Genomic DNA, 22,738 nt, shown 5'->3' with positions numbered 1-22,738 from the left:
ACTTTCAGGTGCTGATAAGTCGATTTTTGAACTTGATTAAAATATTGCTTATTCGTAATATGCAACAAAAATAAGGCTTTTGTGGGGTGTAGTTGTGTTAAAAGACTTATTCCAGAAAAAAAGAAAGTACGCTACCGTCCCTTCCGAACGCACGGTACGCACGGGTGGAACGGAAGAAGGCGAGCGTCCAAAACGCGAAATTCCGGAAGGACTCATGAATAAGTGCTCGAAATGTGGCACGATTCACTTTACGAAGGAATTAGAGAAGAGTCTGATGGTGTGTTCCAGTTGCGGACATCATATGCGTCTGAACGCTAGGGATCGTATTGCACTCACGGTCGATGAAGGCCGGTTTTTCGAATATGATGCGAATATGATTTCCGAAGATCCATTGGAATTCCCAGGGTATACCAAGAAACTTGAGCAGCAGAAGGCGAATTCAGGTCTCTCAGAAGCTGTTGTAACCGGTGAAGGAACGATCGGAGGGTATCCGGTCGTCCTTGCCGTTATGAGCTTTGATTTCTTCAGCGGCAGTATGGGCAGCGTTGTCGGCGAGAAAGTGACACGCGCGATTGAGACGGCGATGCAGAAGAAATATCCGCTTATCATCTTCTCGACGTCCGGCGGTGCACGCATGCAAGAAGGGATCATTAGTCTTATGCAGATGGCGAAGACGAGTGCGGCACTTGCGAAATTCCATGAACAAGGCGGGCTCTATATTTCTGTCTTCACCGATCCAACCTTTGGCGGGGTGTCGGCGAGCTTTGCGATGCTTGGCGACTTTATTTTGGCCGAGCCTGGGGCGAGTGCGGGCTTCGCGGGACGTATTGTCATTGAACAGACGATTCGTCAGAAGCTTCCAGATAACTTCCAGACAGCGGAGTTCAACATGAAGCATGGGCAACTCGACATGGTTGTGCATCGCAAAGACATGCGCAGCACATTGACCAAACTGCTTGATTTCCACACGGTGAAGGGGGATGTTTCACATGGCGAATGAAATGCCTTTTGAGACGGCTCTCGTCGAAATGCGCAAAAAAATCGATGAACTGAAACAATTCGGCTCCGAGAAGGGGATCGATTTCACAGACGAAATTGCGCGCCTGGAAGAGCGCTATAAGCAAATAGAGGAAGAAGTGTACACGAACATATCCCCTTCTCAGAAAATGCATCTAGCACGTCACCAGGGGCGCCCGACATCGCTTGACTTTATTCAAGCGATTTTTACCGACTTCATGGAGCTTCATGGCGATCGGTTGTTCGGCGATGATATGGCGATTGTAGGAGGCTTGGCAAAATTAAACGGGATGCCGGTTACGGTTATCGGACACCAACGCGGGAAAGATATGAAAGATAATATCGCGCGTTTCTTCGGCAGTCCGCATCCGGAAGGATTCCGCAAAGCGCTTCGTTTGATGCAGCAAGCGGACAAGTTTAATCGCCCGATTATTACGTTTATCGATACCAAAGGTGCATATCCAGGAAACACCGCTGAAGAGCGCGGGCAATCCGAAGCGATCGCTCGGAATTTGCGTGATATGATGCTGCTTCGGGTACCGATCATTTGTGTTGTGATTGGGGAAGGCGGAAGCGGCGGCGCACTTGCGCTTGGCGTCGGAAATCGCGTCATCATGCTGGAAAATGCGATTTATTCGGCCATCTCACCGAATGGTGCAGCTTCAATTTTATGGAAAGACGCGGGTAAGGCCGATCAAGCCGCAGAAGCGCTGAAGATCACGGCTTCTGATTTGCTGCGGATGGAAATTATTGAAGAAATCGTGCCAGAACCGCGTGGAGGCGCTCATAAAGATTTGACTTCCCAGGCGGAATGGATCAAGATGGCTATTGAGAAACAATTGTCTGAATTAAGAGAAATGTCGACAGAACAATTGCTTGAAGACCGCTATAATAAATTTCGGAAAATTGGTAAGTTTACCTTTGATGAAGTTTAATGATTGGCTTCCGGCACAGTTGGAGAGACTGGTAATATTGTAGATATGACAATTCTCATGTACAAAAATGCTATTTTGTTGTAAATTAATTAGTTGTGAAGAGATGCTTTGAAAACGGAGGAAATCATAATGCGCAAAACTAAAATTGTATGTACGATCGGTCCATCCAGCGAATCCCTAGAAAATACAAAGAAACTGATTCTAGCTGGCATGAATGTAGCACGTCTTAATTTTTCCCATGGTGATTTTGAAGAGCACGGCAATCGAATCAAGACGATTCGTCAAGCTTGCCAGGAATTAAATAAAACTGTTGCAATTCTACTAGATACGAAAGGCCCAGAAATTCGTACGGGTAAATTGGCAGTTGAGCCTATCGACTTGGTTCAAGATGAGTATATTACATTAACGACAGAAGAAATTCTTGGCGATAAAGATCGCATTTCGGTTACATATGAACAGTTGCCGAATGATGTCGAAGTTGGATCCACAATTCTAATCGATGACGGTTTGATTGGTTTAACAGTTGTTGAGATCAAAGGAACTGAAATCAAGTGTAAAATTGTGAACGGCGGCACAATCAAGAGCAAGAAAGGTGTTAACGTTCCAGGCGTTAAAATTTCTTTGCCAGGGATCACAGAAAAAGATGCTAGCGATATTCGTTTCGGTATTGAGCAAGGAATCGACTTCATCGCAGCTTCGTTCGTTCGTAAAGCAAGCGACGTGCTTGAAATCCGTGAATTGCTTGAGAAGCATAACGCTACGCATATCCAAATCATCTCCAAAATTGAGAACCAACAAGGTGTGGACAACTTGGATGAAATCCTTGAAGTGTCTGACGGCCTGATGGTTGCTCGTGGTGACCTTGGTGTTGAGATCCCAGCGGAAGAAGTGCCTCTTGCACAGAAATTGATGATTGAGAAATGTAACCGTGCAGGTAAACCGGTTATTACAGCTACACAAATGCTTGATTCCATGCAACGTAACCCAAGACCTACACGCGCTGAAGCAAGTGACGTAGCGAACGCGATTTTCGACGGTACAGATGCAATCATGCTTTCTGGTGAGACAGCTGCGGGGAAATACCCTGTTGAATCCGTTCAGACGATGTCTCGTATTGCTGAGCGTGCGGAAGCGGCGCTTCATCACCGCGAGTTGTTCTTCAAACAACGCTTAGCACAACAAGCTTCCATCACAGAAGCGATCAGCCAAGCGGTTGCAAGCTCTGCGCTTGATTTGGATGCAAAAGCGATCATCAGCTCGACACAATCCGGTTACACAGCGCGTATGGTATCCAAATACCGTCCGAAAGCTCCAATCGTTGCTGTAACGCCTGAAGAACAAGTGATGCGTCGTCTTGCATTAACTTGGGGTGTTATCCCAGTTAAAGGCGAAGTTGCGACATCGACAGACAGCATGTTCGATAGCGCGATCCAAGGCGGATTCAACTCCGGTCTTGTGGAAGAAGACGATCTGATCGTGATTACTGCAGGTGTGCCTGCTGGTCAATCCGGCTCGACGAACTTGATCAAAGTTTGCCACGCGAAAAAACGTTAATTCATTATAGATAGCGATAAAATAAGAAAGAGCAATGGGACTAGCCATTGCTCTTTTTTTGCAAGAAAGGGGCCTGCCTACAATCATGGAAGCAGAACAATATAGCCGTTGGTTTTATACGCAATTACGGGTAAGATATCAAGAGACAGATCAAATGGGAGTTGTGTATCACGCGAATTATTTGAACTGGTTCGAAATTGGGCGAACCGAGCTCATCCGTGAGTTAGGGATTGAATACATTGATATTGAGAAACGAGGATTATTGCTGCCCGTTACGGAGCTCACGACGAAATTCCGGCTGCCTGCGAAGTACGATGATCAAGTGACGGTATGCACCCGCATCGCTGCCTATAGTTCGCGGAAGCTGCATTTCCAATCCGAAGTGCGTCTATATTCGGACGAGGAGCGCAGAGCATTGGCATCATCCCCTGTAACGGCGGCGCCTGAAGGCAAGCTGCTTGTATCCGGTGAGACGCATCATATATGGGTCAACCGTGATTTTCGCCCGGTGCGAATGGACAAGGAAGCGCCAGAATTATATGCTTGCTTAGAACAAGCTGTAGAAAGGAGGGCCTCGGATGTTATTGAGGAATAGCATGTGGGTTATCTTGGGTGTATTCATTGTCGAAGCATTCGGTATCACGCTCGTTAGCCGATGGATTGGCGGCGGCTACACGTTACTTCTCATGGCACTTACATCCCTTCTGGGTGTAGCCATCGCTCGATTTGAGGGCATGAAGGTGCTAGAGGACGCGAAGAAGCAAATGAGTGAAGGAAAAGTCCCTGGGCGTACCTTTATCGATGGGATATGCGTGCTGCTCGGCGGATGGCTGCTCATCATTCCTGGCTTTATAACGGATATCATTGGGTTTACGTTAGCGTTCCCGCTGACGCGGCCGCTGTACCGCTGGTTGATCCTCATGTGGATCATGAAGAAGATGCAGAATGGTCGGTTTACCATCTACCGCCGTTAGATGTGACGCCCACCTCTAAAAATATAATGCCATACGTCACGGAACACGTTCGCACGTTGGATTGCGGATGCAATGACGAGCGTAACAGGGCCAATAATGAGTCCGAGTATGCCGAAGAGTTGAAGACCGACGAACATGGCGATTAACGTGGGAAGCGGATTTAACCCCACGCTCGAAGCAAGGATTTTCGGCTCAACAATCTGCCTTGCAATGAGAATGACACAGTAGAGGATACCAAGACCAATGGCTTGATTATGGTCGCCACTCATGTAAGAATAGGCAATCCACGGTACCATCGCAATACCAACCCCGAGATAGGGCATGAGGTCAAGGAGACCAATGAGCAGCCCAATCGTAATCGCATATTGGATATGTAGAATAATTAGGCCTAGAATGACAACGATGGCTGTTAACGAGATTACGATAAATTGCGCTCTGAGATATCCGACCAATGCTTTCTGAAGATCGACCCATATGATCGAGACTGGCTGCTTGACGCGCTCAGGCAGCCATTTGCGTACCCATCGCATAAGCTCAACCCAATCTTTACTAATAAAGAAGACAGCCAGAATGACGACGATGAAGATCGTGGCGATATTCGGCAGCGAGGAGAGAATGGACAGGATGCTGTTCAGCATCGTGCTGATCAGGTTGGAGAAGGCATCGGCTAAAGTCTGTGCCGTATGGTTCATATTGTTGTTGATGGTGTCCTGCACGCTGTGGTTATTTTCATAGAATGAGCTGATTTGGGTGATGAATCGGTTTAGCCGTTCGTTTTCGAGGATGTTCACGAACATGTTCTTCAGATTATCGATGCTGCCTTCAAGCGACTGAGATAAGTTGAAGATTTCGATAATGATGCGCGTAATGACAGCGGACACGATGGTCAGCATCGTAACGACGAATCCGAATATGGCGATTGTGACGGCAAGCCACCGGGGCATCCTCATCTTCTGCTCTAGCATATTGACGATGGGATTGAGGAAATAAGCGATAACCCACGCTAAGACGAACGGGTAGATCAGCGGCGTAACGAAGTAGAGCGCGTATATGATGGCGATGCAGATGAAGAGAACCCAGCAGCCGCGCAGCAGTTTTTTGACAACCAAATGTTCCACAGGAGAGTGCTCCCTTCTAGCGAGAATGCGTTAATACTTGTCTCTCCTATACCTATGCTTGTATTGATCAAATCACGACTTTAATTTATGTTTACACTGCGTTTACAAAATCTTAAAACTGTCCAAACATTCGTACTGAATAATAGACTCATAATAGGATAAGGTTTAATCCCTTGTGGAGAGAGGAATTCAGACACGGATGATTTCTGCAAAATATGTGAATCGTGACTTAAGTTGGTTGGAGTTTAATCGCCGGGTTCTGGAGGAGGCCCAGGATCCAGAGACGCCGCTCTTGGAACGGGTGAAATTTTTATCAATTGTATCAAGCAATTTGGATGAGTTTATGAGTGTGCGCGTCGCGGGTATCCATGATCAAATACGGCTTGGATATCACAAAAAAGACTTTACCGGCTATACCCCTTCAGGGTTATTGAAGCGCTTGATGAAGCGGACGAACAAAGCAGTAACGGATCAATATCGAACCTATCGGGAATTAATTCGGAGTTTGCATAAAGAGGGTTTGGTATTTACAACGTTTGACGATTTGAATAACACGCAGCAAAAAGCCATGCAGGTTTATTTTGATGAAATTGTGTTTCCGGTATTAACGCCAATGGCTGTGGACCAGAGCCGCCCTTTTCCGTTGGTTCATACGAACGAGCTGTATCTGGCCGTCGTATTACAACGGAAACATGAATGGTCGGATGGATCGAAGGAAACCGATCAAGATCTGTTTTTTGCCGTCGTACAGGTCCCATCGATCCTTCCGAGGTATATTCATGTTCCTAGTCGGACGAACAGCAAGAAACAAGAGTTCATCTTGTTAGAAGACCTGATTAAAGTACATATTGAAATGTTGTTTAGCGGCTATATCCCTGTTGCTGTTCATGGGTTCCGCATGACAAGGAACGCCGACCTGACGCTGGATGAAGAAGGCGCAGAGGATTTACTGGAAGAGATTGAGAAAGAGCTAAGGCGTCGTCGTTGGGGTGTTCCGGTCCGACTCGAAGTCGAATCAGGGATGCACCCCTATGCGCTTCAACTGCTCAAAGAAGAGTTCGAAATTATGGAGCATGTGTTTACGATTGACGGTCCCATTGACTTAAGCTTCTTGATGAAGTTCGCGATGTCGCTGCAGAATGTGGACCATCTGCGATTTCCTAAGCTCGACCCCGTATATCCAGAAGAGTTGGCCGATGCAGAAGATTTGTTCCAAGTGCTGCGGACGAAGGATGTGCTGATGTATCATCCCTATGAATCATTTGATGCCGTGAACGATTTTGTATGTCAAGCTGCGGATGACCCTGAAGTACTAGCGATTAAAATGACGTTATACCGTGTCTCAGGCAACTCTATCCTTGTTCAGGCGCTGGCGAGGGCAGCTGAGTCCGGGAAGCAAGTGACCGTTGTCGTAGAGCTGAAGGCGCGGTTCGACGAAGAACGGAATATCGCTTGGGCACGCCAACTCGAAAAGGCGGGTTGTCATGTTGTATACGGACTCGTAGGCTTAAAAACGCATGCGAAGATTACGCTTGTCGTTCGGCGCGAACAGTCGATGCTCCGTAGGTATGTCCACGTTGGAACCGGCAATTACAATGAAAATACAGCCAAGCTATACACGGATGCAGGTTTGTTCACAGCGAACCCCGTGATCGGCGAAGATGCGTCGCTTCTGTTCAATGAGGTGACGGGGTATTCCGCACCGCATGATTGGCAGGCATTTGGCGTTGCGCCTACGGAATTAAAGGACAAGCTGATCATGAAGATCGAACGCGAAATGAAATGGGCCGCAGAAGGGAAGGAAGCGCATATTATCGCGCAAGTGAATTCATTGTCCAATCAAGAAATGATTGACCATCTCTATGCGGCTTCGCAGATGGGCGTTCGGATCGACCTCATCGTGCGAGGGGTATGTTGTTTGCGACCAGGAGTGCCAGGCCTCAGCGAGAATATTCGCGTCATTAGCATCGTGGATCGGTTCTTGGAGCATTCTCGGATTATCTATTTCAAAAATGGCGGAGACGAAGAAGTGTATTTATCGAGTGCGGATTGGATGACAAGGAATTTGACGCGACGGATTGAACTCATGTGTCCCGTGATCGATAAGGCGCTCTGTAAGTCCCTGATTCAAATGCTTCAGTTGAAGCTGCGAGATAATGTAAAGGCAAGGGAATTACAATTGAATGGCACGTATGCGCGTGTGAGACAAGACGGCAGACCTTGCCGGAGCCAGTTCGAAGCGATGCAGATTGAAGCATGGAAGGTCATGCCTGTCCGTGTCTGATGAGGGACACAAGCCACCCCAATTGACGTGTTTGAATCAAAAGGAGCCAGCTTCAACGAAGCGGCTCCTTTTTGTTGTGTTTCTCAAGTTGAGGCAAGTGGTTCAATCTCTGATGTGAGTATAGGGGTAAGCTCCCACGATTTTTTGAACTCTTTTGCTACACCTTGCACTTCCATCTGTTCAAAGGCGATACCATGATGGCGCAAGGCCTGTATCCGCAATTTATTTTTTCGAATTAGAATGTCCAGTGATTGTATGGATTGCGTTTCGCTTTTGTCGAGCGCAATGGCCAGCTGGAGCAAAGACCCTAGCTTGCATATTCGCGGATAATCGCTTTCATCAAGTATATCTTTGTACTCAGCAACGGCTCGACGCGCACGGCCTTTGGTCGTATAAGAGGCAATCATAGCGCAGAGGATTTGTTCCCGATGCGTCAAGCCATATAGGCGTGCATTCATGATCAGATAAAATGTATGTTGACTATACCCGTAATAATCAATCATAGTACCGATTCGATAGAGCAATGAGCTGATGTGCAAATACAACCCGTCCTGTGTAGTCAGCTTAAATGGCTTGTTCTCTTGAAGGCTTTGGAAAAGCTGGTTCCCAAGTCGGTTGACTTGGTCGACATGATCCCTTGGAATAGCGGATAAACGCAGAGCCATCAAGTTATTCAGGCTGTGTTCCAATACGTCTGGGACAATCGGCGCTTTCGGCATAATGGTCTCATAGAACAGGCCATCTCGTATACCTGAGCCGCTCATCAAATAATGCGTGCAACTGCAATGCTGGAACATCGTCTGTAGAATAATGATGCCGGGAATAATGATATCTACACGGTCTTTGGACAATCCGGGTACGCTGGCGCGCTGCGCGAACGGGAGTTCTCGGAGCCGATCCAGCATGTCTGACACTTGAGCGGATTCCATTTGGTATTGATGAATACGTTGGAGCGAGTATTTTGTGCGCATCTGCTCCATTTTAGCAATGGTGCGTGCTGCTCCGCCTAAACAGATCATAGGCAAACCTGGTGCATTTGTAAGCCACGGTTCCCGTACTATAGCTTCTTGGATCATGGCTTGTATCCGCATCAAATCCGAATCGGATAAGGGATCACTCTGACCGAATGTTTTCGCTGTATTTACACAACCAAACGGGAAGGACACGCTCTTCACGATCTTACGATCTCTAAATAAAGTGATCTCGGTGCTGCCGCCGCCGATGTCTATAAGAAATCCGTCATGAACGTCCATGGTGTTCGCCATGCTAATAAATCCGTAGTAGGCCTCCTGCTCGCCGGATATGACTTCGATTGTTAAGCCGGTATGTTGTTGCAAATACGAGATGAGCGCGTCCCGATTGACCGCATTGCGGATCGCGGCTGTCGCCGCCACGCGGATCGTATCTGCTTGATGGATTTCACAAATCCGCTTGAAATGATTTAAACGTTCAATCAATGGCCCGAGTTGATCCAAATCGATAACATTCTCCGAATCGACAAGCTGACTAAGCCTTGCTGCGTATTTGCTCTCATCAATAATTTGAAAAGCTCCGTTCTCTGAACGATTGTATACGACGAGTCGAATGGAATTGGATCCGATGTCAATGATGCCGATACATAATGAATTGCGCATGCGGATGCCCCTTTTTTTGCTGATTTTCGCTTATTGTACCATCTTTAATTGACCCTATGAAATAGGTTACAAAAAAAGATAATCGGATTCATCGTACGCGCGTTCACATGTTGACCACGTATCAGATTTACTCATTTTTCCTTATACTGACATCTTTTTATTATAGGTGTGATAAATCAATTCTATTCCCTTTTCCAGCTTTACGTGTTCACATAACAGCCAAAGTCTTATATTATTAGTATAGCAATGAGTATTGACAAATAGAGGGACCTGGAAGGGAACCGCTTTCATTTTCGGACAAATTTCACGCTGCTTTTATCTTTTTTTAACGATTATCTCGCTAACATTGCAAAGGAGAGAAGTATATGACAGCGACAAAGGGCTTGGAAGGAATTGTTGCAACAACTTCATCGATCAGCTCCATTATTGACGGTGCTCTGACATACCGTGGCTATAATATTGATGATCTTGCAGTAAATGCATCTTTTGAAGAAGTAATCTATTTACTCTGGTTTGGAAGATTCCCTGTGCAAGCCGAATTGGATCAATTGCTTCGTGACCTGAGTGAATCCGCCGCGATTCCAGCTGAATTGGTTGACCAAATGAGATTGTATCCTAGTGGGACGAACACGATGGCAGCATTGCGGTCGGCCGTCTCTGCACTTGCTTTGTATGATGAAACAGCGAATGATATGAGTCCTGAAGCGAATACCCGGAAAGCGATTAAATTGCAAGCGCAATTGCCAACGATTGTAGCTGCTTTATCTCGTCTTCGCGCAGGTCTTGAGCCGATTGCCCCAAAAGCCGGCGTATCTATTGCGCATAACTTTTTGTATATGCTCAATGGGGAAGAACCTAGCGAACTAGCCGTGAAAGCGCTAAATCAAGCTCTCGTTCTTCATGCAGACCATGAGTTGAATGCATCCACATTCGCAGCGCGCGTAACCGTTGCAACCTTATCGGATATTTATTCTGGCGTAACTTCAGCAATTGGCGCATTGAAGGGACCTCTTCATGGCGGAGCGAACGAAGCGGTGATGGTCATGTTAGAGGAGATCGGATCCTTCGATCGTGTCGAAGATTATGTTCAGACCAAGCTGGATAACAAAGAAAAGATTATGGGCTTTGGTCATCGTGTATACAAGAACGGCGATCCGCGTGCGAAGCATTTGCAGAAGATGTCGCAAAACCTCAGCGAGCTGCAAGGCAACACGGAATTGTACGACATGTCCGTTCGTATTGAAGAGATGGTTACAGGCCAGAAGGGTCTCAAGCCGAATGTTGATTTCTACTCTGCATCGGTCTATACGATCCTTGGCATTCAGCGCGAGCTCTTTACACCAATCTTTGCGATCAGCCGTGTATCCGGATGGACAGCGCATATTTTGGAACAGTATGAGAATAACCGACTTATTCGCCCTCGCGCAGAATATACGGGTCTCACGAATCAAAAATATGTTCCGATTCAAAATCGTTGATCTTTCCTGTATGATCATAGGTAGTGTTGATAGATAGAATTCGTAAGAAGATGAAGGAGGATTTATTACATGCAACTCGAGAAATTTGCTTTACCAACAGAAGGCGACAAAATTACGATCGATAACGGAAAACTTCAGGTTCCTAGCAACCCGATTATTCCATTCATCGAAGGTGACGGCACAGGCCGCGATATCTGGAAAGCTTCCAAACGCGTGCTGGATGCAGCGGTAGAGAAAGCTTACAATGGCGACAAGAAAATCGCTTGGTACGAAGTGTTTGCAGGGGAGAAAGCATTCAATGCGTACGGCGAGTGGTTGCCAAATGATACGTTAACAGCGATTCGTGAATATATCGTAGCGATCAAAGGACCTCTTACAACGCCAATCGGCGGCGGTATTCGTTCCTTGAACGTTGCGCTTCGTCAAGAATTAGATTTGTATACTTGTTTGCGTCCAGTTCGTTATTTCGATGGCGTACCTTCGCCTGTAAAACGTCCTGAACTCGTAGACATGGTCATTTTCCGTGAGAATACAGAAGATATCTATGCAGGTATCGAGTATGCTTCAGGTTCTGCTGAAGTGAAGAAAGTGCTTGAGTTCTTGCAACAAGAAATGGGCGTGAAGAAAATTCGCTTCCCAGAGACTTCGGGTATCGGGATTAAACCTGTATCGGAAGAGGGCTCCAAGCGTCTAGTGCGCGCTGCTGTTGAATACGCTATTAAGCATGGACGTAAGAGTGTAACCCTGGTACATAAGGGGAACATTATGAAGTTCACGGAAGGCGCGTTCAAGAACTGGGGATACGAAGTGGCTGAGCAAGAATTCGGCGATAAAGTATTCACTTGGGATCAATATGACCGTATCAAAGCAGCTGACGGCGTAGATACAGCGAACAAAGCACAAGCAGATGCGCTTGCAGCAGGTGCTATTCTTGTTAAAGACGCGATCGCGGACATCGCATTGCAACAAGTATTGACACGTCCAACAGACTTCGATGTCATCGCAACGCTTAACTTGAACGGTGACTATTTGTCTGATGCGCTTGCAGCCCAAGTTGGCGGTATCGGTATTGCACCAGGTGCGAATATCAACTATGTAACAGGTCACGCGATCTTCGAAGCGACACATGGTACGGCTCCGAAATATGCAGATCTTGACGTAGTGAACCCAGGTTCTGTTATCCTATCCGGCGTTATGCTTCTAGAGCACCTCGGCTGGCAGGAAGCTGCAGACCTCATCTACAAAGGGATGGAGACTTCCATCAACAACAAAACAGTAACTTACGACTTTGCTCGTCTCATGGAAGGCGCGACAGAAGTGAAATGCTCTGCATTTGCGGATGAAATTATCAAAAATATGTAGTTTCATTTAAGGGAGGCAATTGCAATCATGGCTATTCAACGTAAAAAGATTACCGTCGTTGGCGCTGGATTCACAGGAGCAACAACAGCATTAATGCTTGCGCAAAAAGAACTCGGGGATGTAGTGCTGCTGGATATACCTCAGCTTGAGAACCCGACGAAAGGAAAAGCACTTGATATGCTGGAAGCAAGTCCAGTTCAAGGCTTCGATAGCAACATTATCGGTACGTCCAATTACGAAGATACAGCAGATTCCGATATCGTGATCATAACGGCGGGGATTGCTCGCAAACCGGGCATGAGCCGTGATGATCTTGTGAGCACGAACGCAAGTATCGTTAGATCGGTCTGTGAGAATATCAAGAAATATTGCCCAGATTCGATTGTCATCATCCTTAGCAACCCTGTCGATGCAATGACATATGCAGCGTTCGAGACACTTGGCTTCCCTAAAAACCGAGTTATCGGTCAATCCGGTGTTCTAGATACGGCTCGCTATTGCACATTCATCGCACAAGAGCTTCACGTATCGGTTGAAGACGTACGTGGTTTCGTACTTGGCGGCCACGGCGACGATATGGTACCTCTCGTTCGTTATTCGAACGTAGGCGGTATCCCAATCGAGAAATTAATACCGGCCGATCGCATCGAAGCCATCGTTCAACGCACTCGCGTTGGCGGCGGCGAAATCGTTAACTTGCTCGGTAACGGTAGTGCATACTATGCACCAGCAGCTTCCTTGGTTCAGATGGCAGAAGCGATTATTAAAGATAAGAAACGCATCATTCCAGTTATCGCATTGCTTGAAGGTGAATACGGCTATCACAACTTGTTCTTAGGCGTACCGACAATTCTTGGCGGTAACGGCATCGAGAAAGTATTCGAGCTTGAATTAACGGCAGATGAGAAAGCTGCGCTGGATAAATCGGCAGATTCTGTTCGTAATGTGATCAAAGTCGTTCAAGGTTAATGCCACGAAATGGATATATCGAGAACCCCGAGACCAATATTGGTCTCGGGGTTTTTCATGTGGAGATATTTATTTCATGAGCCGTGCGAAAACAATCAATCGTTTCTCATGCTCTTTCTTCTTGCGATCATACTTCCCTGTACAAGTGATCAGATTTAACCGCGATTCATCCGTTTTACCAAATACCCGGTCGATCGGTGCCTCTGCAGTCTTAAACGATTCGACAGAGAGCACCTTATAGACCAAGTATTTTCCAGAGGCATCGGAGAGAATGATCGGATCATCTTTTTTTAATTTTTTGAGACCATAGAATATAGCCGGTCCCGTATAGTTATCAACATGTCCTGCGATAACGGCATTTCCTTGCTCCCCTGCTTTCACACCATTCATTAAGATGCCGACACGTTCTGTAGATTCAGGGACTTCCATCTGGCCGTTATCGAGAACACCGACAGGTTCTACGGACGTCTGGATCCGAACGGATGGTATAAGTATTTTATTGGGAATGATGCCAGTGCGGACTGCTTTTTCAGACTTCACAGCAATTGATGAAGCGGCTGATGGTGGCAGCGACTCTGTTTTGGGTTGTAGAGGTGCCATCTCCTGCGTAGGTTGATTTTTGGGTAAAACTTGAGGTTTCACTTCTGCAGAAGGCCGCGTAGAGCATCCAACAAAAAGTAAGGTCATAACAATGGCAATGATAAAGGAATTTCGCTGTTTTGGTGTCATCATTTCAATTCCTTAGCAAAAATGATTAAAAAGAGGGTTTCCCCTCTTTTTATTGTTATTCGCTTACGCCGCCAAAACCTGTTTTCGGTAATGCTTTCGGCGTTAAGCCTTTCATCTTGATATGACCTTTTTTGTGGGATTTTGCATGCAGCTTTTTCGTTTTATGTGTGCTCTTTGCATGCATTTTGTGGCTTTTCGCATGCATCTTATGATGACTTTTCGCATGCATTTTGTGTTTCGGATGTTGCTCTGCTGGAGCTGCTGACGCTACGGAAGCGACAGATAATACTAAACAGGCGGAAAGGACTGCTGCTGCGATTTTTTTCAATGAAATAACCTCCTAAAGATTGAGTTTGGCTTTACGAGTATTAATTTGCCCAACTTCGAGCAGGTCAGTATAGGTGTTTTATGGATAGAACATTACCAGTTTGTTATAAGTGTGGGGAATTGGGGCAATCTAACCGAGAACTTGTGTTAGTGTAGGAGGAATAAGTATGCCGCAGTCCAAGCAAAAAGCGATCAACCCGCCGCAACATCAGAATCAGCAACCGGGTATTGAAGCGGAAATGACACCAAGGCCCGCTTTTGAGGGGAAACATTATAAACCGGCAGGGAAATTGGCAGGCAAGAAGGCAATTATCTCTGGCGGAGATAGTGGAATAGGTAGAGCAGTGGCCTTAGCCTTCGCTAAGGAAGGCGCAGATGTAGCCATCCTCTATCTTAATGAAGAACAAGATGCACAGGAGACAAAGCAATCTGTGGAACAGCTCGGTCGGCAGTGTATTGCGATCGGCGGTGATATCGGGGAGGAGCACTTCTGTAAGACAGCTGTGAAGCAGGTGATCGACGCTTGGGGTCAGCTTGATATTGTCGTGAACAATGCAGCCGAACAATACCCGCAGAAGTCCTTGTCGGATATCACGACGGCACAGCTGCTTCGAACGTTTAAGACGAATATTTTCGGCTATTTCCATCTCACGAAAATGGCGCTGCCTCATCTGAAACAGGGGAGCAGCATCGTCAATACGGCATCGATTACGGCGTATAAGGGAAGCCCAGAGTTAATCGATTATTCCGCGACCAAGGGAGCGATCGTCTCCTTCACGCGTTCGCTCGCAGGATCGCTCGTCGCGCAAGGGATCCGTGTGAATGGCGTCGCGCCAGGACCGATCTGGACGCCGCTCATTCCAGCGAGCTTCGATGAACAGAAGGTCAGTACCTTTGGTTCCGACACGCCAATGGGGCGGCCGGGGCAGCCGGAAGAGCTCGCGGCGAGTTATGTCTTTCTCGCGAGTGAAGATGCCTCGTACATCACAGGCCAGATGATTCACGTGAACGGCGGGGACATTGTGAACGGATAGGTCGCTCACATGATTGGTCAAGTGCTCTGTTATGCTCGAACTTGTAGGTTGTGGCTGCTCGTTGTAACTCCGAGAAAGGTTGAACTTCCGGCCGCTGTTGTTATCGGATTTCTTGAATGAATTGTCGAAGGAGGAAATCCGAAAACAAAGGCGAACGTGTTCACTCCTCCAGTTTCAACCTTCCTCTCCGTTGTTGGTACGCAGCTTCATCTAAGAAATTCTATCATAAAGGATCTCTTGTTCCCGATCATGTTCGCTCCGGCAATGGAAAGAACCGCACTCTCCTTATAAATGGAGGTGCGGTTCTTTGTTATGAAATAATCTGTTTTTACTCGGTCTCGGACAACTCATCAAGCGTCTTCTCGAAGCTGGGCGCAAGATACGTCAGGAAGTAGTCTACCTCAGGCATCGACAACTGCTGAAGTTTCTCCTCGGTCTGGCGCTTCGCTTCAGCGAACTCTCGATTTCCTGCGGTGAGCTCGGTGACACACTTCAAATAGGCGTCTAATAAATCGGCGGCTTTGACGTATTTGCGAAGCTCGGAATGTTGATCAGCTTTGCTATCCAGCAATGGTTCATAGACAGGCAGCAGCTTAGCTGGCACCATACTGATTAAGCGCTCGGAAGCAATATCTTCAATCTCACGGAAGTTCGCCAGGATGCGTGGGTTATGGTGTTTGACCGGAGTGGGAATGTCCCCTGTGAAGACTTCCGTCGCATCATGGAATAAGGCCATCGTGACGGCTTGATGGGTATCCACTTGCCGGTTGAATTCCTGATTGCCGATCGTGCAGAGCATATGTGTGAGCAAGGCGACATGATACGAGTGCTCCGCGACATTCTCAGGCATCACATTGCGCATCAGACTCCATCGTTCAATATAGCGAAGCCTATACATATAGGCTGAAAAATGCTTTTCCATCCATTTGAGTCCCCTTTATCGTCAACATATACTCCTATCATAGTCGATCGAAGCCAGCTTCGAAATGGTTAATTTGCACAACAATTTACAGCCATTGGACATGAAAGCGTTTATAGATCCAGCTGGCTATGCTATGATAGAAGCGATGGTTAAGATAGGATTTCGTGAATCATGAGAGGGGAAAATGGACAACATGCAGCAGTTTGAAGAAAGCGTCTATCAGTTGATTGTAGAGACTTCGACGAATTTGCCGGCGGATGTACGGCGTGCAGTGAAGAAAGCGCGTGAAGCGGAAGATCAAGCAACCCGTGCAGGGATTGCGCTATCCACAATCGCTCAAAATATTGAGATGGCGGAATGTAATGTGTCTCCGATTTGCCAAGATACGGGAATGCCGACATTTATCGTTCATACCCCGGTAGGGACGAATCAAATCGTCATGAAGCAGCAGATCAAGCATGCCATTCAACGCGCGACGAAGAACGGCAAGCTGCGTCCGAATTCCGTGAACTCTTTAACCGGTGCGAACTCTGGTGATAATATCGGTCCTGGCGTACCGGTCATTCATTTCGAACAATGGGAACGCGATGAGATTGATGTGCGTCTGATACTTAAGGGCGGCGGTTGTGAGAACAAGAATATCCAATACAGTCTGCCTACGGAGTTAGAAGGGCTGGGTAAGGCTGGTCGTGATCTCGATGGTATTCGCAAATGCATTATGCATGCGGTATATCAAGCGCAAGGTCAAGGCTGTAGTGCTGGATTTATCGGGGTAGGGATCGGCGGCGACCGGACAACCGGATATGAGCTCGCGAAGCAGCAATTGTTCCGGCATGTGGATGACGTGAACGAGATTGAAGATCTAGCGAAGCTAGAAGATTATATTCTGGAGAACGCGAATAAACTGGGGATCGGTACGATGGGCTTCGGCGGACAAGTGTCGCTGCTTGGTTGTAAAATCGGCGTGATGGATCGTCTACCGGCGAGCTTTTTCGTCTCTGTGGCATACAACTGCTGGGCATATCGCAGACAAGGAGTACTAATTAACGCAGAGAGCGGCGAAATTCAAGAATGGATCTACGAGCAAGGTACAGAAGTGACGATGAACGATGCTGCTGAAGAAGAGGTTCGTGAAGTTAAAGGCGCGGAACGCCGTGAAGTTGTACTCACAACGCCGATTACTGAAGAGCAAATTCGTTCCCTTCGCGTTGGTGATGTTGTTGTCATTAATGGCGAGATGCACACCGGCCGCGATGCGCTTCACAAATACTTGATGGATCATGATGCGCCGATCGACCTGAACGGAGCGGTCATTTACCACTGCGGGCCTGTCATGATGAAGGATGAGGAAGGCTGGCATGTGAAGGCCGCTGGACCGACGACAAGTATTCGTGAGGAGCCTTATCAAGGCGATATTATTAAGAAATTCGGTATTCGTGCGGTGATCGGAAAAGGTGGCATGGGGGCCAAGACGCTCGCGGCGCTGCAAGAGCATGGAGCTGTCTACCTGAACGCGATCGGTGGCGCAGCGCAATATTATGCACAATGCTTGAACAAGGTAAATGGCGTAGACTTTATGGAATTTGGTATTCCAGAAGCAATGTGGCATTTGCAGGTGGAAGGCTTTGCTGCGATTGTGACGATGGATTCCCATGGTAACAGCCTGCATGCAGATGTCGAGCAAGACTCCTTAACGAAGTTATCTCAATTCAAAGACCCTGTGTTCAAATAGGACGTATCGATGCGTTCCTACGGCATACAGTTTAGTCAATGGGTTGATAAATACATGTTCCTACTGACCCCGGGTGCGTTATTGCTGGGGTTTCTTTTTGCTCCAATGCTGCAGCCAGCAGTAGATTCCATTCCGTATTTGTTCGGTTATTCGACGTTCGTCATGGCGCTGGGATGTGGTATGGAGCATCTGAAGTAAGTCTTTCGTAAGCCGGGCTTGATGCTGTTAACGCTAGGGTTAGCTCATCTGGTGTCCCCCGTGTTAGCCTATTTGCTCGGATCAGTGGTCTTTGGCTCGAACTCTCCTTATGTGGTCGGGCTGGTATTGTTCACCGTCATTCCACTTGGTGTCTCCTCTATCATTTGGGTGGGACTGTCGCAAGGCAGTGTACCTTTGATCTTGGCATTGGTTGTCCTGGATGCGGTAATAAGTCCCGTTGTGGTTCCGCATGCGATCGAGTGGACATTTGGTCAGTTGGTGACCATCGATACAATGGGGGTTATGCTAGATCTAATCTGGATTGTTGTGTTGCCTACGGCACTTGGTGTCGCCGTGTATGAGATATCGAAGGGGCAAGCTAAGGAACGTACGGCATCGGTTATGCTTCCCACGTCCAAGCTAGCTTTTCTCGCGGTTATTCTATTGAACGCTTCGGCGATTGCGCCATTTGTAGAGGGTGTATCGCAAGATATGATGAAGCTCGTGCCAATGGTTATCCTATTGGTAGCGCTGTGTTACGGGGTCGGGGCCGTAGGATCGCGATGGCTAACGAAGGGGAGTACCGATGCTTCACTGCAAGTAACTGTTGCGTACGCTACCGGCATGCGGAATATCTCACTTGGGATTGTTATTGCCATGGGATATTTTTCGCCTCAAGCATCGATTCCGGTGGTCTTGTCTATTCTGGTTCAACAACGGATGGCAACCGCCTACCATGCCCTTCATAAAATCTTAACATTACGATGTCTAGCCAAAAAAGGCATGTCTCGGTACGATAAGAGGTAAACCTTATGAACAGATAGGATGCGTGTGATGAAAAAATTCAAAGTTCGACTTACAGTGATCATGATCGTCCTTATTGGTTTATCGATGGCAGCTTCCGGTTTCTATATGGTGCAAGTATTCAAAAGATCTCATATCGAAGCGTTGGAAGAGAATATGACCCGGGAAATAAAAATCATTGATACGACCTTCCATTGGGATCAAATTCAATCGACGGAGCCGGAGGCGATCAAGCAATTAACCGAGGAGTCTCATCTAATCAGCAAATCCTCAGGAGCACGGGTGACGTTCATCCGACAGGATGGCAAAGTATTAGGAGATTCGGACCATGATCCCGCCTCGATGGATAACCATCTCGATCGGCAGGAAGTGATGAATGCTCAGACAAAGGGATTCGGAAGTGAGATCCGTTACAGCAATACGCTTGGTGAAAATATGTTATACGTCGCCTTGCCTGTGCATAATAAGCCATATTTTGAAGGCTATGTTCGTCTTGCGATGAGCATTCAGGATGTTGAGGCGAGTATTCGTGCTTTATGGATCTATTTATCTGTAGGTCTTGCGATTATGTTCGTGCTTGCGGGCATGATCAGCTATCGCATCGCTCATAATCTAACACGGCCGATTGAGAAAATAACGCGCGTCGCACATCAGATAAAGCATATGAATTACCGCTCGCGGGTGGATGTCAAAAATGTAGATGAAATTGAGCAGCTCGGATCAGCAATTAACGCTATGGCGGATAGTCTGCAGACCCAGATGAATTTGATTCGCGAGAATGAGAACCGATTGAAAAATGTGCTCGAACATATGATTAACGGCATTGTTATGGTAGACCCAACAGGCAAAATCGTGCTCGTCAATCAGATGGCCGAGATGATTCTGGGCAAAGAAACAGGATACTTGCTGGGGCATCGCTATACTGAAGTGAAGCAGCAGTATGAATTGACGAAGATGATCGCGGAAGGGCTTGAGAAGCGGGAAGTGATGCGCGACGAAGTCACGATCTATTTCCCAGAGGAGCGCTTACTCGAGATCGATGTTGTGCCTATGATCTGGGAAGACGAATTCGGCGGCATCTTGGTACTAATGCAGGATTTGTCGGCGATTCGGCGATTGGAGCGGATGCGCAGTGAGTTTGTTGCGAATGTGTCCCATGAGCTGAAGACACCGATCGCAGCGGTCAAAGGATTCGCGGAGACCTTGCTCAGTGGCGCTGTCAATGATCCTGCGACGGCCAATTCTTTCTTGCAGATCATTTATGATGAGAGTGAACGTTTGAACCGCTTAATTGGTGATATATTGGAGTTGTCCAAAATCGAGTCCAAACGCGTGCCGCTTCAATTTTCCCCGGTCGAACTGCACAGCTTCGTGGAGTCGACGGTGGATGTGCTCCGGACCGAAGCATCGAAGAAGCTTATCGATCTTCAAGTGCAGGTGCCTGAGCATCTCTATGCCGAAGCGGATGAAGATCGATTGCGCCAGATCATTCTGAATCTGGTATCGAACGGGATTTCGTATACACCGGAAGGTGGAGCAGTGAAGGTAACCTTAGAGCCTGTCGATGTAAATGCTGCTGGGGATTATGAACGAATTCGATTTATTATCTCAGATACCGGGATTGGGATTCCGAAAGCGGATCTGCCAAGGATCTTCGAACGGTTTTATCGGGTGGATAAAGCGCGGTCGCGCAGTTCAGGCGGTACGGGGCTTGGTCTTTCGATCGTGAAGCATCTTGTGGATTCGCATGATGGGACTATTTCGGTGGAGAGTGAGATCGGGGTAGGCACTCGCTTCATTATTGAAATTCCTGTCGTACAGGAGCATGCATTTTAACAGACGGTTTCGTAAATATTAATGTCGATTTACAAAATATTTACACTGCGTTAACATAATCATGGTATGATGAATGAGGCGAAAAGACCGGAATGAGCTTGACGAGGAGGTTGCGATTCACATGCCGCAAAAAATATTGATTATCGAGGACGAGCCCACCTTAGCTCGACTACTCTCTTATAACTTATCGCAGGATGGATACGAGATTACTGTTATTGATCACGGCACAGAGGGATTGCAGGCTGCCCTTCAGAAAATGTACGATTTGATTATTCTAGATATTATGCTGCCAGGTATGAACGGATTTGAGATTTTGAGTCGTATACGGCAATCCGGGATGCGGACTCCGATTATTATTCTAACAGCGCGCAATGCGGAGGAAGAAGTCGTACAAGGCTTGAAGCATGGTGCAGACGATTATATTACCAAGCCATTTGGCGTGGCAGAGCTGCTCGCACGCGTCTCGGCTGTGCTGCGTAGGACAACGGGTGATGAATCGGCTCTAACGCAAGCGGCAACCAAGGAGAATGTGATTCATGCGGGAGAGCTGCTAATCTATCCGGAGAAGTATGAAGTGGTCCTGCACGGCGAAGCGATTCCGCTGCGTCCGAAGGAGTTTGAAGTGCTGCTCTATCTCGTTCAGCGACCAGGCATGGTCATCACGCGGGATGACTTGATGAACGTCGTCTGGGGATTCGATTACATTGGCGGACAGCGTACCGTCGATGTCCATGTGAGCTCGCTGCGGAAGAAGCTGGAGATGAATCAGCAATCCGTACAAATCGACTCCATTCGAGGTGTCGGCTATAAGCTTGTGATGAACAAAAAAGTAAGCACGACGCGATAACACGTAGTCGTGAAACAAGAAAAGAGCATGTTGCAACATCCCGTTGATGTGGCAAGATGCTCTTTTTTGAATCATTGTAGATCAAGACTAGGTCGGGAGGTGCGAAATAACTGCCGAACAGCAGTTATTGGGCGTGCCCAAGGCCGCGCGTTGCTGAAATAACTGCATAAAAGCAGTTCATTGTCGCGCCCAGGTCGCGGTTCGTCGAAATAACTGCAAAAAAGCAGTTAATTGTCGCGACTCGCCCGTGAACCGTCCTAATAACTGCAAAAAAGCAGTTAAATGCCTCGTCCGGGCCGCGTACGGCCGAAATAACTGCAAAAAAGCAGTTAAATGTCGCGCCCGGGCCGCGCACCGCCGAAATAACTGCAAAAAAGCAGTTAATTGGCTCGTCAGGGCAGCGGTTCGCCGAAATAACTGCAAAAAAGCAGTTAAATGCCGCGCCCAGGCCGCGTGCCGCCGAAATAACTGCAAAAAGGCAGTTAAATGCCGCGCCCGGGCCGCGTGCCGCCGAAATAACTGCAAAAAGGCAGTTAAATGCCGCGCCCGGGCCGCGTGCCGCCGAAATAACTGCAAAAAAGCAGTTAAATGCCGCGCCCCAGGCCGCGGTTCGCCGAATTAACTGCAAAAAAGCAGTTAAATGCCGCGCCCAGGCCGCGCACCGCCGAAATAACTGCAAAAAAGCAGTTAATTGTCGCGCCCAGGCCGTGTGCCGTCGAAATAACTGCAAAAAAGCAGTTAAATGCCGCGTCCAGGCCTCGATCCGCCGAAATAACTGCAAAAAAGCAGTTAAATGCCGCGCCCAGGCCGCGCACCGCCGAAATAACTGCAAAAAAGCAGTTATTTCCGCCTTCGACCCACCTCCTCCTACACCTGATCCTCTTTCACGAACGTCCCCCACCAGAACAACACGGCGACGGCGAGAAAAATGATGATAAACGGTGCAACGAACAACAGGAACGCTTCCATCGATCCACAACCTCC

Annotated in this window: 22 protein-coding genes; 15 read left to right on the top strand and 7 right to left on the bottom strand. The window is 47.5% G+C overall.

The features are described from left to right. The first annotated feature begins 94 nt into the window (after positions 1-94). The 5 genes from accD to GCU39_RS17225 all read left to right on the top strand — a co-directional run bounded on the left by accD (position 95) and on the right by GCU39_RS17225 (position 4,480). Complete coding sequence (accD, locus tag GCU39_RS17245) at positions 95-1,000, top strand: acetyl-CoA carboxylase, carboxyltransferase subunit beta (RefSeq protein ID WP_152394651.1); 906 nt, start codon at positions 95-97, stop codon at positions 998-1,000. Then, the gene (locus GCU39_RS17240; RefSeq protein WP_152394650.1) at positions 990-1,952 is read left to right on the top strand and encodes an acetyl-CoA carboxylase carboxyltransferase subunit alpha; all 963 of its coding nucleotides are present in this window, start codon (positions 990-992) and stop codon (positions 1,950-1,952) included. The genes accD and GCU39_RS17240 overlap by 11 nt, the downstream gene beginning before the upstream one ends. Positions 1,953-2,081: 129 nt before the next feature. Then, positions 2,082-3,506 (top strand): pyruvate kinase, encoded by a 1,425-nt coding sequence (gene pyk, locus GCU39_RS17235; RefSeq protein WP_152394649.1) that lies wholly within the window; start codon positions 2,082-2,084, stop codon positions 3,504-3,506. Between the two features lie 85 nt (positions 3,507-3,591). Further along, a complete protein-coding gene (locus GCU39_RS17230; RefSeq protein ID WP_152394648.1) occupies positions 3,592-4,101 on the top strand; it encodes an acyl-CoA thioesterase in 510 nt (169 codons plus the stop codon). Further along, on the top strand, positions 4,085-4,480 hold the full coding sequence (locus tag GCU39_RS17225; RefSeq protein WP_152394647.1) for an FxsA family protein: 396 nt from the start codon (positions 4,085-4,087) through the stop codon (positions 4,478-4,480). Before GCU39_RS17230 ends, GCU39_RS17225 begins: the two co-directional genes overlap by 17 nt. Here the strand turns inward: GCU39_RS17225 and ytvI are convergent. Then, the gene (gene ytvI / locus GCU39_RS17220) at positions 4,477-5,598 is read right to left on the bottom strand and encodes a sporulation integral membrane protein YtvI (RefSeq protein ID WP_152394646.1); all 1,122 of its coding nucleotides are present in this window, start codon (positions 5,596-5,598) and stop codon (positions 4,477-4,479) included. The genes GCU39_RS17225 and ytvI overlap by 4 nt on opposite strands. Positions 5,599-5,797: 199 nt before the next feature. Between ytvI and ppk1 the strand changes: the two genes are divergently transcribed. Then, on the top strand, positions 5,798-7,882 hold the full coding sequence (ppk1, locus tag GCU39_RS17215) for a polyphosphate kinase 1 (RefSeq protein ID WP_152394645.1): 2,085 nt from the start codon (positions 5,798-5,800) through the stop codon (positions 7,880-7,882). An 83-nt stretch (positions 7,883-7,965) separates the two neighbouring features. On the opposite strand, the gene GCU39_RS17210 is transcribed toward ppk1, so the two are convergent. After that, entirely contained in the window at positions 7,966-9,516 is a 1,551-nt protein-coding gene (locus tag GCU39_RS17210) for a Ppx/GppA phosphatase family protein (RefSeq protein ID WP_152394644.1), read from the bottom strand. A 365-nt stretch (positions 9,517-9,881) separates the two neighbouring features. Between GCU39_RS17210 and citZ the strand changes: the two genes are divergently transcribed. From citZ to mdh, 3 genes are all read left to right on the top strand, one after another. Further along, positions 9,882-10,994 (top strand): citrate synthase, encoded by a 1,113-nt coding sequence (gene citZ / locus GCU39_RS17205; RefSeq protein ID WP_152394643.1) that lies wholly within the window; start codon positions 9,882-9,884, stop codon positions 10,992-10,994. A gap of 69 nt (positions 10,995-11,063) precedes the next feature. Next, the gene (gene icd, locus GCU39_RS17200; RefSeq protein WP_152394642.1) at positions 11,064-12,356 is read left to right on the top strand and encodes an NADP-dependent isocitrate dehydrogenase; all 1,293 of its coding nucleotides are present in this window, start codon (positions 11,064-11,066) and stop codon (positions 12,354-12,356) included. Between the two features lie 27 nt (positions 12,357-12,383). Continuing rightward, complete coding sequence (gene mdh / locus GCU39_RS17195; protein WP_152394641.1) at positions 12,384-13,325, top strand: malate dehydrogenase; 942 nt, start codon at positions 12,384-12,386, stop codon at positions 13,323-13,325. Between the two features lie 69 nt (positions 13,326-13,394). Here the strand turns inward: mdh and GCU39_RS17190 are convergent, their stop codons facing one another. Further along, a complete protein-coding gene (locus GCU39_RS17190) occupies positions 13,395-14,057 on the bottom strand; it encodes a class F sortase (protein ID WP_227793247.1) in 663 nt (220 codons plus the stop codon). A gap of 52 nt (positions 14,058-14,109) precedes the next feature. Further along, positions 14,110-14,382 carry a hypothetical protein gene (locus GCU39_RS17185; RefSeq protein ID WP_152394640.1) on the bottom strand — a complete coding sequence of 91 codons (273 nt, stop codon included), beginning with the start codon at positions 14,380-14,382 and terminating at the stop codon, positions 14,110-14,112. Between the two features lie 166 nt (positions 14,383-14,548). On the opposite strand from GCU39_RS17185, the gene GCU39_RS17180 reads away from it, so the two are divergent. Further along, the gene (locus GCU39_RS17180) at positions 14,549-15,415 is read left to right on the top strand and encodes an SDR family oxidoreductase (RefSeq protein WP_152394639.1); all 867 of its coding nucleotides are present in this window, start codon (positions 14,549-14,551) and stop codon (positions 15,413-15,415) included. Between the two features lie 328 nt (positions 15,416-15,743). Here the strand turns inward: GCU39_RS17180 and yfbR are convergent, their stop codons facing one another. Then, positions 15,744-16,337: a 5'-deoxynucleotidase gene (gene yfbR / locus GCU39_RS17175; RefSeq protein WP_152394638.1), complete on the bottom strand. Its 594-nt coding sequence runs from the start codon at positions 16,335-16,337 to the stop codon at positions 15,744-15,746. 193 nt (positions 16,338-16,530) lie between these two features. On the opposite strand from yfbR, the gene GCU39_RS17170 reads away from it, so the two are divergent. From GCU39_RS17170 to GCU39_RS17155, 5 genes are all read left to right on the top strand, one after another. Beyond that, complete coding sequence (locus GCU39_RS17170) at positions 16,531-18,069, top strand: fumarate hydratase (RefSeq protein ID WP_152394637.1); 1,539 nt, start codon at positions 16,531-16,533, stop codon at positions 18,067-18,069. Between the two features lie 54 nt (positions 18,070-18,123). After that, positions 18,124-18,267 carry a hypothetical protein gene (locus GCU39_RS32035; RefSeq protein ID WP_227793246.1) on the top strand — a complete coding sequence of 48 codons (144 nt, stop codon included), beginning with the start codon at positions 18,124-18,126 and terminating at the stop codon, positions 18,265-18,267. Positions 18,268-18,288: 21 nt separating this feature from the next. After that, positions 18,289-19,074 carry a bile acid:sodium symporter family protein gene (locus tag GCU39_RS17165; protein ID WP_265333548.1) on the top strand — a complete coding sequence of 262 codons (786 nt, stop codon included), beginning with the start codon at positions 18,289-18,291 and terminating at the stop codon, positions 19,072-19,074. Between the two features lie 27 nt (positions 19,075-19,101). After that, positions 19,102-20,907 carry a two-component system histidine kinase PnpS gene (gene pnpS, locus GCU39_RS17160; RefSeq protein WP_152394636.1) on the top strand — a complete coding sequence of 602 codons (1,806 nt, stop codon included), beginning with the start codon at positions 19,102-19,104 and terminating at the stop codon, positions 20,905-20,907. A 121-nt stretch (positions 20,908-21,028) separates the two neighbouring features. Further along, the gene (locus GCU39_RS17155) at positions 21,029-21,754 is read left to right on the top strand and encodes a response regulator transcription factor (protein ID WP_152394635.1); all 726 of its coding nucleotides are present in this window, start codon (positions 21,029-21,031) and stop codon (positions 21,752-21,754) included. A 124-nt stretch (positions 21,755-21,878) separates the two neighbouring features. On the opposite strand, the gene GCU39_RS17150 is transcribed toward GCU39_RS17155, so the two are convergent. Both GCU39_RS17150 and cydS read right to left on the bottom strand, forming a co-directional pair. Further along, positions 21,879-22,586, bottom strand: a complete 708-nt coding sequence (locus GCU39_RS17150; RefSeq protein ID WP_193726523.1) for a hypothetical protein — start codon at positions 22,584-22,586, stop codon at positions 21,879-21,881. Positions 22,587-22,621: 35 nt separating this feature from the next. Continuing rightward, positions 22,622-22,723 (bottom strand): cytochrome bd oxidase small subunit CydS family protein, encoded by a 102-nt coding sequence (gene cydS / locus GCU39_RS32550; RefSeq protein WP_407671557.1) that lies wholly within the window; start codon positions 22,721-22,723, stop codon positions 22,622-22,624. Positions 22,724-22,738 lie beyond the last annotated feature (15 nt).

Origin of the sequence: Paenibacillus guangzhouensis (assembly GCF_009363075.1) — a bacterium.
In the GTDB taxonomy this organism is placed as follows: Bacteria; Bacillota; Bacilli; order Paenibacillales; family Paenibacillaceae; genus Paenibacillus_K; species Paenibacillus_K guangzhouensis.
This window is presented reverse-complemented; position numbering and strand designations above follow the sequence as displayed.